The organism is Bradyrhizobium sp. HKCCYLRH3097 (assembly GCF_051167875.1).
In the GTDB taxonomy this organism is placed as follows: domain Bacteria; phylum Pseudomonadota; class Alphaproteobacteria; order Rhizobiales; family Xanthobacteraceae; genus Bradyrhizobium.
This window is the reverse complement of the sequence record NZ_JBNPTX010000001.1, coordinates 171,190-182,289: the sequence shown is the minus strand read 5'-3', so window position 1 is coordinate 182,289 and position 11,100 is coordinate 171,190. Positions and strand designations below refer to the sequence as shown.

Sequence of the window (11,100 nt, the reverse complement as noted above, 5' to 3'; positions counted from 1 at the left end):
ATGACCCGCGCCGACACGATTGCCGCAACCGATATCCAGCCCCGGTCAATCCCGGTTCCCCGGCGTCTGGATAAATCCCCGATTCCACGTCGGACTGATCAGGATCTCGTTGACGCACACCCGCGGCGGCATGTTCGCCACAAAGGCGATGGTGCGGCCGAGGTCTGCCGGCTGCAGCATCCGCGCCTGCTCCTCGGCGCTCGGCACCACCGGGCGCTGCTGCAGGATCGGCGTGGCGACCTCGCCGGGCATCAGGCAGCAGGCGCGCAGGCCGTTGACGCATTCCTCCATGTTGAACGAGTGCGTCAGCGCCAGCACCGCGTGCTTGGTCGAGGTGTAGGCCGGTCCCGGCATCTTCGAGACATGACGGCCGGCCCAGGACGAGACGTTGATGATGGTGCCGTCCTGCTGCGCCCGCATCGCCGGCAGCACCGCCTTCATGCAATAGAGCACACCGTTGAGGTTGATCTCGACCAGCTGGTTCCAGCCCTCGATCGTCAGGTCGTCCCAGCGCCGCTTCGGCACGTTGACGCCGGCCGAGTTGACCAGCAGATCGATGCGGCCATGCCGCGCCAGGATGGCATCGGCCGCGGCCTGCACGTCGGCGGCTTTGGCAACGTCGAGCTCAACGGCCTCGGCCGTGCCGCCCGCCGCGGCAACCTTGGCCACCACGGCCTGGAGCGCGGCCGTGCGCCGGCCCGAGACGATCACCGTCCAGCCGTCGGCCGCGAGCGCCAGTGCGCCGGCCTCGCCGATTCCGGTGCCGCCGCCGGTGATCCACGCGATCCGTTTTCCCTTGACCATATCCCAGCGTCTCCCGTTGCCTTCGAAAGGGCGTTTTTGCTAGAGCAGCCTCGATCAGAGATGGCGACCGTGGTGATGGCGATGTCACCGGTCTTGTTCGCTGTCCCGGCCCTTTTCGTCTTCGTCGAGCATGATGTTCCGCCGGCTGGCACTGCCGGCCTGCCCATGCTCCCAGGGGAATGTTGCATGAACCAAGCCGCCAACGCCAATCTGTTCTCCCGCCTGTTCGATGGCCTCGACGATCCCAGCCGCCTGGCGATCGAGACCCATGACGGTCAGCGCATCACCTACGGCGACCTGATCGCGCGGGCAGGGCAGATGGCGAATGTGCTGGCGGCTCGCGGCGTCAAGCCGGGCGACCGGGTCGCGGCGCAGACCGAGAAGTCGGTGTCCGGCCTCGTGCTCTATCTCGCCACGGTCCGTGCAGGCGGCGTCTATCTGCCGCTCAACACCGCCTATACGCTCAACGAGCTCGACTATTTCATCGGCGACGCCGAGCCGACCGTCGTCGTCTGCGATCCGGCAAAGGCCGGGGGCATCGGCGCGCTGGCGGCCAAGGTCGGCGCCAAGGTGGAAACGCTCGATGCGTCGGGCAGGGGCTCGCTGACCGAGGCGGCCGACAAGGCCGACAAGGCGTTCACCACCGTGCCACGCGGCGCCGATGATCTCGCCGCCATTCTCTATACGTCGGGCACCACCGGCCGCTCCAAGGGCGCGATGCTGTCTCACGACAATCTCGCCTCGAACTCGCTGACCCTGATCGACTACTGGCGCTTCACCAAGGACGACGTGCTGATCCACGCGCTGCCGATCTATCACACCCATGGTCTGTTCGTGGCCAGCAACGTCACGCTGTTTGCGCGGGCGTCGATGATCTTCCTGCCCAAGCTCGATCCGGATCTGATCATCGACCTGATGGCGCGCGCCACCGTGCTGATGGGTGTGCCGACGTTCTACACCCGGCTGTTGCAGAACCCGCGGCTGTCGAAGGAGACGACCAGCCACATGCGGCTGTTCATTTCCGGCTCGGCGCCGCTGCTCGCCGATACCCATCGCGAATGGTTCGCGCGGACCGGCCATGCCGTCCTCGAGCGCTACGGCATGACCGAGACCAACATGAACACGTCGAATCCTTACGAGGGCGAGCGCGTGCCCGGCGCGGTCGGCTTCCCGCTGCCCGGAGTCTCGGTGCGCGTCACCGATCCCGAGACGGCCAAGGAGCTCGCGCGCGACGAGATCGGCATGATCGAGGTGAAGGGCCCGAACGTGTTCAAGGGCTATTGGCGGATGCCTGAGAAGACCAAGTCGGAATTCCGCGACGATGGCTTCTTCATCACCGGCGATCTCGGCAAGATCGACAAGCAGGGCTACGTCCACATCGTCGGCCGCGGCAAGGACCTCGTGATCTCCGGCGGCTTCAACGTCTATCCGAAGGAGATCGAGAGCGAGATCGACGCGATGCCGGGCGTGGTCGAGTCCGCCGTCATCGGTGTGCCGCATCCCGATTTCGGCGAAGGTGTCACGGCGGTCGTGGTGCGCCATCCGGGGGCCGATGTCAGCGAGGCCGGCGTGCTCAAGGGTCTCGACGGCCGACTGGCGAAATTCAAGATGCCCAAGCGCGTGTTCGTGGTCGACGAGCTGCCGCGCAATGCGATGAGCAAGGTGCAGAAGAACGTGCTGCGTGATCAGTACAAGGACATCTATACGAAGTGACGGCGGCCTAGCGCCGTCGTCCGATCGCGAGGCCGGCGAGCGCGGCCAGCGGCGGCGCGGCGCAGATCAGCACGAATTCGAGCACGGCGAGCGAGGCAATCTCATGCTGGATGGCCAGCGCGAGACAGGCGGCGAACAGGCCGGCGGCGGTGAAGCCGAGCACGCAGGTCAGGGGCTCCTCGACGGGCTCGTGCGACGACACCTTGCGCGCCGGCAGTGCCGCCGGGCGTTCGGTGGTTGTCGGTCGGACCGTCGGCAGCGGCATCGAGGCTCCCTGCACCGCGTCTGTTGCACCTCGCCTGAGACTAGGCCGCTTCGCCGGGCGGCGACATGCGGCAAAATCGACCGGCGGAGGGGCCCCGTGTGGGCGAGGAACGCGGGAGATCGAGGGAGATTTGCTGCAGCGCAGGCGGTCGCAACGCAGGTTGTTGCTCCGCGAATCGCTCCGGGCAGGTTTGCAGAATCATCAGATGGCGCTGGCGCTTGCCGCGAAACCGGCTTGCTCAGGACCGTAGCTAAGCGGTGAATCAACGCTCGACAGTCGGCGCTATTTGACAGTCTCGCCGCGTTGGTCGTGGCCTTGGTGAGGAGTTAGGAATGAATAATAGTTCGCCGCATCCGGGCGCGATCGGTTTCTGGTATACCACGACGGCCATTGATCCTTTTGCGATCGGTCGCCTAGGACTGAATCCTTGTTCGGATTTGGGCGATTTGTCCGTTGCAACACCTGTTCCTTCTCCGTAAATAAAGCCCGCCTGCCGATCCACACGGCCGCAAGCCCCCCGCGTTCACGGCCCACAAGAAATCATCAAAGCAACCAATGACAGCCAGGATCGAACGACCGCTTTCGCCGCATCTGCAAACCTACCGCTGGACGCTGACGATGATTCTCTCGATCGTCCATCGCGCCACCGGGGTTGCATTATATTTCGGGACGCTGCTGCTGGCCTGGTGGTTGATCGCCGCCGCGTCCGGTCCCAGCGCCTACTCCTACGTCCAGGGCTTCATGGGCAGCTTCCTCGGCCGCCTGATCGTGTTCGGCTACACCTGGGCGCTGCTGCACCACCTGCTGTCCGGCATCCGCCACTTCGTCTGGGACCTCGGCTACGGCTTCAAGGCCAATGAGCGCGAGGCGCTCACCTGGGGCGCCCTGATCGGCGGCATCACCTTGACCGTCCTGGTGTGGATCGTGGCTTACGCAGTGGGAGGCGGCCGATGAGCAACGCACACGCGAAATCGATGCGCACCCCGCTCGGCCGGGTCCGCAACCTCGGCGCAGCGCATTCCGGCACCGGCGACTTCTGGCGCCAGCGGCTCACCGCCGTCGCCATGACCCTGCTGATCGTGCCGGTCGTCGTGGTCGTGATCATGCTGCTCGGCCGCAACCAGGCCGGCGCGGCGCAGATCCTCGGCTCGATTCCGATTGCGGTGATCATGCTGCTGTTCGTGATCGCGAGCTGCTGGCACATGAAGATCGGCATGCAGGTCGTGATCGAGGACTACGTGCACAGCGAGCCGCTCAAGCTCGTCGCGATCATGGCCAACAACTTCTTCGCGGTGACCGTGGCGCTCGCCTCGATCTACGCCCTCATCAAACTGTCCACTGGAGTCTAGCCTATGGCCGGCGGAGCAAATGGCAGCGCGAATGGCGCGCCCGCGACGAACGGAAAAGCCTATCCGATCGAGGACCACACCTATGACGTCGTCGTGGTCGGCGCCGGTGGCGCGGGCCTGCGCGCCGTCGTCGGCTGCAGCGAGGCGGGCCTGCGCACCGCCTGCATCACCAAGGTGTTCCCGACCCGCTCGCATACGGTGGCGGCGCAGGGCGGCATCTCGGCCTCGCTCGGCAACATGCACCAGGACGACTGGCGCTGGCACATGTACGACACCGTCAAGGGGTCGGATTGGCTCGGCGACCAGGACGCGATCGAATACATGGTGCGCAACGCGCCCGACGCCGTCTACGAGCTCGAGCATTGGGGCGTGCCGTTCTCGCGCACTGAGGACGGCAAGATCTACCAGCGGCCGTTCGGCGGCATGACCCTGGACTACGGCAAGGGCCAGGCGCAGCGCACCTGCGCCGCCGCCGACCGCACCGGCCACGCGATGCTGCACACGATGTACGGCCAATCTCTGCGGCATGCGGCCGAGTTCTTCATCGAGTTCTTCGCCATCGACCTGATCATGGACGACCAGGGCGTCTGCCGTGGCGTCATCGCGCTGAAGCTCGACGACGGCACGTTGCACCGCTTCCGCGCCCAGACCACCATCCTCGCGACCGGCGGCTATGGCCGCGCCTATGCCTCCTGCACCTCGGCGCATACCTGCACCGGCGACGGCGGCGGCATGGCGCTGCGCGCCGGCCTGCCGCTGCAGGACATGGAGTTCGTGCAGTTCCACCCGACCGGCATCTACGGCTCCGGCTGTCTGGTGACCGAAGGCGCGCGCGGCGAAGGCGGCTATCTCGTCAACGCCGAGGGCGAGCGCTTCATGGAGCGCTACGCGCCGTCCGCCAAGGACCTCGCCTCGCGCGACGTCGTCTCCCGCGCGATGACCATCGAGATCCGCGAAGGCCGCGGCGTCGGCCGGAAGAAGGACCACATCTTCCTGCATCTCGACCATCTCGACCCGAAGGTGCTGGCCGAGCGTCTGCCCGGCATCTCCGAATCGGCCAAGATCTTCGCCAATGTCGACGTGACGCGCGAGCCGATCCCGATCGTGCCGACCGTGCACTACAACATGGGCGGCATCCCGACCAACTATCACGCCGAGGTGCTGACCAAGAAGGATGGCGACGACAACGCGATCGTCCCCGGCCTGATGGCGGTGGGCGAGGCGGCCTGCGTGTCCGTGCACGGCGCCAACCGGCTCGGCTCGAACTCGCTGATCGACCTCGTGGTGTTCGGCCGCGCCGCCGCGCTGCGGCTGGCCGAGAAGCTGACGCCGAACGGCAAGCAGCCGGATCTGCCAAAGGACTCCGCCGACAAGGCGCTGAGCCGGCTCGATCATTATCGCTACGCCTCCGGCGGCACGCCGACCGCGAAGCTGCGCGAGAGCATGCAGAACGTGATGCAGACCAACTGTGCCGTGTTCCGCACCGGCGAGGTGCTGCAGGAAGGCCATAACCTGATCCACAAGGTGTATGGCGGCATCGGCGACATCGCGGTGTCCGACCGATCGCTGGTGTGGAATTCCGACCTGATCGAGACGCTCGAGTTCGACAATCTGATCGCGCAGGCAGTCGTGACGATGGACTCGGCCGTCAATCGCACCGAGAGCCGCGGCGCCCATGCGCGCGAGGACTTCCCGGATCGCGACGACAAGGACTGGATGAAGCACACGCTGGCGTGGATCGACAGCAAGGACGGCAAAACCACGATCGATTACCGCCCGGTGCACAACTACACCATGACCAACGACGTGCAGTACATCCCGCCGAAGGCGCGGGTGTACTGATCGCGTGTGACCTGAGCCCGTCCGTCAAACCCAAGAAGGCCTTCCGAAATGGCTGAGTTCGCACTTCCGAAGAATTCTCAGATCACCGGCGGCAAGACCTGGCCCAAGCCGGCCGGCGCCACCGAGGTCCGCGAGTTCAAGGTCTATCGCTGGAATCCGGACGACGGCAAGAATCCGAGCGTCGATACCTTCTACGTCGACGTCAACGATTGCGGCCCGATGGTGCTGGACGGGCTGATCTGGATCAAGAACCACATCGATCCGTCGCTCACCTTCCGCCGCTCCTGCCGCGAGGGCGTGTGCGGCTCCTGCGCGATGAATATCGACGGCCAGAACACGCTGGCCTGCACCAAGTCGATGCACGACGTGAAGGACGGCGCGGTCAAGATCAATCCGCTGCCGCATCAGCCTGTCGTGAAGGACCTGGTGCCGGACCTCACCAATTTCTACGCGCAATACGCCTCGATCGAGCCGTGGCTGAAGACGACCTCGCCGACGCCGCAGAAGGAATGGCGGCAGAGCCACGAGGATCGCGAGAAGCTCGACGGCCTTTACGAGTGCATCCTGTGCGCCTGCTGCTCGACCTCGTGCCCGAGCTACTGGTGGAACAGCGAGCGCTATCTCGGACCCGCCGCTCTGCTGCAGGCGACGCGCTGGGTCAAGGACAGCCGGGACGAAGCCACCGGCGAGCGGCTCGACAATCTCGAGGACCCGTTCCGGCTGTACCGCTGCCACACCATCATGAACTGCGCCAAGGCCTGCCCGAAGGGGCTCAACCCCGCCGAGGCGATCGCGGAACTCAAGTTCAAGCTGGTCGAGCGGCAGATCTAGCCTGACGGGCGGCTTTCGATCTCACCTTCCGCGCCCGATACCGGTGCAAGTTTCGGGCGCGGCTAGTTTGTAGCTGCCGTCGATTGCGTTAAGCTCGTGGCCCTTTGAAGCCGGAGCGACCGTGCAGACCGCACAACGCAAATCGATGACGATGCTGCGCTGGATGATGGTCGCGTCCCTCGCGCTTCCCGTCGCGCTGTTCGTGATCACGGCCTACGTATCCCACGGCACGACGTATGAGGAGGCCGATCGCGAGATCCGCCGCTCGCTCGAAATCGTCCACGAGCACGCGCTGAAGGTGTTCGAGACGATCGAGCGCAGCCTCTCGGAGATCGACGAGGTCGTCCGCGATCTGTCGGATGCCGACATCAAGGCGCGCGAGCAGGTGCTGCATGCCCGGTTGCGACAATTGTCGGACGCGCTGCCGCAGATGAAGTCCGCCTGGGTGTTCGACGCCAATGGCCGGCCGCTGGTCAACAGCATGATCTATCCGGCGCCGGACATGACGTTCCTCGACCGCGACTACTTCAGCGCCCACGTCAAGGACAGCATCGGCACCTTCATCGGCGCGCAGTTGACGCCGCGGCCGCCCTATCAAGGCGCGCCGTTCTTCAGCATCAGCCGCCGCCGCCAGAGCGACGACGGCAGCTTCACCGGTATCATCCAGGCCTCGGTGCTTCCGGATTATTTCGAGCACTTCTATGCCCGGATCGGCCGGGCGCCCGGCAGCTACTTCGCGCTGCGCCGCTTCGATGGTCTCGTTCTGGCGCGCTTCCCGGCCGGCGGGCGAAGCGCGGCTGCGGGGCCCAGCGACATCGCCGCCCGGGCCGCAGATACGGAGCAGCTCGTCACCGAGATCTCGCCGGTCGATGGCGTCGAGCGTCTCGTCGGGTATCAGCGGCTCGGCGGCTATCCCGTCTACGTCTCGGCAGGGCTTGCGACGTCGACCATCCGCAACCGCTGGCTCGGCACGATCGGCCGGCATCTCATCTTCGGCATCCCGGCAACCGCGCTGCTCATCGTCTTCCTGGCCCTTGCCCAGCGGCGAACCGAGCGCCTGCATGTCGAGGCCGCCCGCCGCCTCGAGGCCGAGGATGCGCTCAAGCACGGTCAGCGCATGGAGGCGCTCGGACAATTGACCGGCGGCGTTGCGCACGACTTCAACAATCTGCTGACCGTGATCCGGGCCTCAGCCGACCTGTTGCGCCGGCCGAATCTGGCTGATGAACGGCGGCAGCGCTATATCGACGCGATCTCGGATACGGTGGCGCGCGCATCGAAGCTCACGTCGCAGCTCCTCGCGTTCGCCCGTCGCCAGACGCTGAAGCCGGAGGTCTTCGACATCTGCCGCAGCGTCGTCACCCTGCGCGACATGACCAAGACCCTGGTCGGGTCACGCGTCGAGGTCGCGGTCTCCGTTCCCGACGAGCCGTGCTACGTCAATTCCGACGCTGGCCAGTTCGAGACGGCACTGATCAACCTGGCCGTCAATGCCCGCGATGCGATGGCCGGCCAGGGACGTCTCAGCATCACCGTCGCCCCTGCAGCGGCGCTGCCGACGCCGGCGGCGCCGCACGACCGTCCGCCGCTGGGCTATGTCGCCATCACCGTCCAGGACACCGGCGTCGGCATCCCGTCGGAGCATTTCGGACGCATCTTCGAGCCGTTCTTCACGACCAAGACCATCGGCCAGGGCACCGGCCTCGGTCTCTCGCAGGTCTTCGGCTTCGCGAAGCAGTCCGGCGGCGAAATCGGGGTCATGAGCCAGCCGGGCCGCGGCGCGACGTTCACGCTCTATCTGCCGCGCGTCGCTCCAGCCCAGGTGCAGCGCGGCGAGGACGGCAGCCATGCGGAGCCGATCGACGGTCGAGGCATGTCGGTGCTGGTGGTCGAGGACAACATCGACGTCGGCAGGTCGGCGACCGAAGCGCTGGCCGAGCTCGGCTATCGGACCACGCTGGTCGACAACGCCAGAGACGCGCTGGAGGAGCTGATCAGCGGCACCAGCCGGTTCGACGTCGTCTTCACCGATGTCGTGATGCCCGGCATGACTGGGCTGGAACTTGCCGAGGAAATCAGGCGGCTCGAGCTCAACGTGCCGGTCGTGCTCGCGAGTGGCTACAGCCATGTGCTGGCGCAGCAGGGCACGCATGGCTTCGAGCTGCTGCGCAAACCCTATTCGATCGAGGAATTGTCGCGCGTGCTGAACAAGGTCGTTCCGGTGCCGCTGTATCGCGCCCCACCAATGGCGCCGAACACGCAGGTGCCCTGAAACCGGCGCGCAACGCGCGGGAACCAGGCCGGGAACCTTCTGTTCGCACTGCTGTTATCGCGCGATGGGACAGGTTCAGGACACCGCGCGGCCGCCGGCACAGGCGCCCGAGAAGGCGCCGATCATCGAGATCGCGGCCGAGAATGGCGCCCAGGTTGAGCCGCCGCCGCCCGAACTGGTGGAGCCTGATCCGGAGCTGTCGCCCGAAGAGGCAGAGCAGCTGCGCAAGCGCTATCTGCTGACGCGGTTCTGGATCAGCGCCCGCGGTTATTGGGGTCAGAGCGGCGACCGTCTGGCGTGGGCATTCACGATCGGGCTGCTGTTCCTGATCGTTGCGACTGTCGGATTTCAGTACGGCATCAACGTCTGGAATCGGTCGATCTTCGATGCGATCGAGAAACGCGATTCGGCGACGGTCTTTCATCTCACCGCGATCTTCTTCCCGCTCGCGATCGGCAGCGTCATACTCGGGGTCGCCCAGGTCTATGCGCGCATGTCGATCCAGCGGCGCTGGCGCGCCTGGCTGACCAACAGCGTCGTCACCCGCTGGCTGGCCAGCGGGCGCTACTATCAGCTCAATCTCGTCAGCGGCGACCACAAGAATCCGGAATACCGGATCGCCGAGGACCTGCGCATCGCGACCGATTCGCCGGTCGACTTCATCGCCGGCGTGACCTCGGCGCTGCTGTCGGCTGCGACCTTCATCGTCGTGCTCTGGACCATCGGCGGCGCGCTGACGCTGCATCTCGGCGCCACTGAGATCACCATTCCCGGTTTTCTGGTCATTGCCGCGATCGCCTACGCCGCCATCGCCTCGGGCTCGATCATGACGATCGGCCGCCGCTTCGTGCAGGTCTCCGAGGACAAGAACCAGGCCGAGGCCGATTTCCGCTACACCCTGACCCGCGTCCGCGAAAACGGCGAGAGCATCGCCCTGCTCGGCGGCGAGACCGAAGAGCGCGCCGGCATCGACCGGACGTTCGGTAACGTGCTGCAGCAATGGGCGCGGCTCGCCGGCCAGCACATGCGCACCACCCTGGTGTCGCAGGGCTCCAGCCTCATCGCCCCTGTCGTGCCGCTGCTGCTGTGCGCGCCGAAATTCCTCGACGGCAGCATGACGCTCGGGCAGGTGATGCAGGCGGCGAGCGCGTTCACGATCGTGCAGACCGCGTTCGGCTGGCTGGTCGACAACTATCCGCGGCTCGCGGATTGGAATGCCTGTGCCCGCCGCATCGCCTCGCTGATGATGTCGCTCGATGCGCTGGAACGTGCCGAGAGAGGCGACGGCATCGGCCGCATCAAGCGCGGCGAGACCACCGGCGACGCGATGCTCAGTCTGAATGATCTGCAGGTGACGCTCGACGACGGCACCGCGGTGGTCGGCGAGACCGAGGTCGTGGTCGATCCCGGCGAGCGCCTGCTCGTCGCGGGCGAATCCGGCACCGGCAAGAGCACGCTCGTGCGCGCCATCGCCGGGCTGTGGCCGTGGGGCGGCGGCAGCATCAACTTCCACCCCGACCGCAAGCTGTTCATGCTGCCGCAGCGACCCTACGTGCCATCGGGCACCCTGCGCCGGGCCGTCGCCTATCCCGGGGCTGCCGAGGATTGGAGCGTGGCGCAGGTCGGCGAAGCCCTGCACAAGGTCGGTCTCGACCATCTCAAGGACAAGATCGAGGAGGACGCGCCCTGGGATCAGACGCTCTCCGGCGGCGAGAAGCAGCGTCTCGCCTTCGCGCGCCTGCTGCTCCACAGCCCCGACATCGTCGTGCTCGATGAAGCCACCTCCGCGCTCGACGAGAAGAGCCAGGACAAGATGATGGAGATGGTGACGAGCGAGCTGCCGAAGGCGACCATCGTCAGCGTGGCGCATCGGGCGGAGCTCGAGGCCTTCCACAGCCGCAAGATCGTGCTCGAACGGCGCAAGGGCGGCGCCAAGCTCGTCAGCGACATCGATCTCATTCCGCGCAAGGGGAAGCGCCGCCTCATCGGCCGCTTCCTGCGTCAGCGCAAGGCGGCCTGAACGG

The 11,100-nt window shown here is 66.1% G+C and carries 9 protein-coding genes; 7 read left to right on the top strand and 2 right to left on the bottom strand.

Going from position 1 to position 11,100, the window contains the following annotated elements:
- Positions 1 to 45: 45 nt before the first annotated feature.
- The gene (locus ACQR0U_RS00855) at positions 46 to 804 is read right to left on the bottom strand and encodes an SDR family oxidoreductase (RefSeq protein WP_434842461.1); all 759 of its coding nucleotides are present in this window, start codon (positions 802 to 804) and stop codon (positions 46 to 48) included.
- A gap of 186 nt (positions 805 to 990) precedes the next feature.
- On the opposite strand from ACQR0U_RS00855, the gene ACQR0U_RS00850 reads away from it, so the two are divergent.
- Entirely contained in the window at positions 991 to 2,517 is a 1,527-nt protein-coding gene (locus tag ACQR0U_RS00850; protein ID WP_434842460.1) for a malonate--CoA ligase, read from the top strand.
- Positions 2,518 to 2,524: 7 nt separating this feature from the next.
- Here ACQR0U_RS00850 and ACQR0U_RS00845 read toward each other — a convergent pair whose 3' ends face one another.
- Positions 2,525 to 2,782 carry a hypothetical protein gene (locus ACQR0U_RS00845; RefSeq protein ID WP_315758639.1) on the bottom strand — a complete coding sequence of 86 codons (258 nt, stop codon included), beginning with the start codon at positions 2,780 to 2,782 and terminating at the stop codon, positions 2,525 to 2,527.
- Positions 2,783 to 3,337: 555 nt separating this feature from the next.
- On the opposite strand from ACQR0U_RS00845, the gene sdhC reads away from it, so the two are divergent.
- From sdhC to ACQR0U_RS00815, 6 genes are all read left to right on the top strand, one after another.
- Entirely contained in the window at positions 3,338 to 3,736 is a 399-nt protein-coding gene (sdhC, locus tag ACQR0U_RS00840) for a succinate dehydrogenase, cytochrome b556 subunit (protein ID WP_315716771.1), read from the top strand.
- A 20-nt stretch (positions 3,737 to 3,756) separates the two neighbouring features.
- Positions 3,757 to 4,131: a succinate dehydrogenase, hydrophobic membrane anchor protein gene (sdhD, locus tag ACQR0U_RS00835; RefSeq protein ID WP_315716954.1), complete on the top strand. Its 375-nt coding sequence runs from the start codon at positions 3,757 to 3,759 to the stop codon at positions 4,129 to 4,131.
- A gap of 3 nt (positions 4,132 to 4,134) precedes the next feature.
- Positions 4,135 to 5,973, top strand: a complete 1,839-nt coding sequence (gene sdhA, locus ACQR0U_RS00830; RefSeq protein WP_315750532.1) for a succinate dehydrogenase flavoprotein subunit — start codon at positions 4,135 to 4,137, stop codon at positions 5,971 to 5,973.
- Positions 5,974 to 6,021: 48 nt separating this feature from the next.
- Positions 6,022 to 6,804 (top strand): succinate dehydrogenase iron-sulfur subunit, encoded by a 783-nt coding sequence (locus tag ACQR0U_RS00825; RefSeq protein WP_315716769.1) that lies wholly within the window; start codon positions 6,022 to 6,024, stop codon positions 6,802 to 6,804.
- 121 nt (positions 6,805 to 6,925) lie between these two features.
- Positions 6,926 to 9,076, top strand: coding sequence for a hybrid sensor histidine kinase/response regulator (locus tag ACQR0U_RS00820; RefSeq protein ID WP_315825705.1), 2,151 nt, complete (start codon positions 6,926 to 6,928; stop codon positions 9,074 to 9,076).
- Between the two features lie 64 nt (positions 9,077 to 9,140).
- The gene (locus ACQR0U_RS00815) at positions 9,141 to 11,096 is read left to right on the top strand and encodes an ABC transporter ATP-binding protein/permease (protein WP_315750534.1); all 1,956 of its coding nucleotides are present in this window, start codon (positions 9,141 to 9,143) and stop codon (positions 11,094 to 11,096) included.
- Positions 11,097 to 11,100 lie beyond the last annotated feature (4 nt).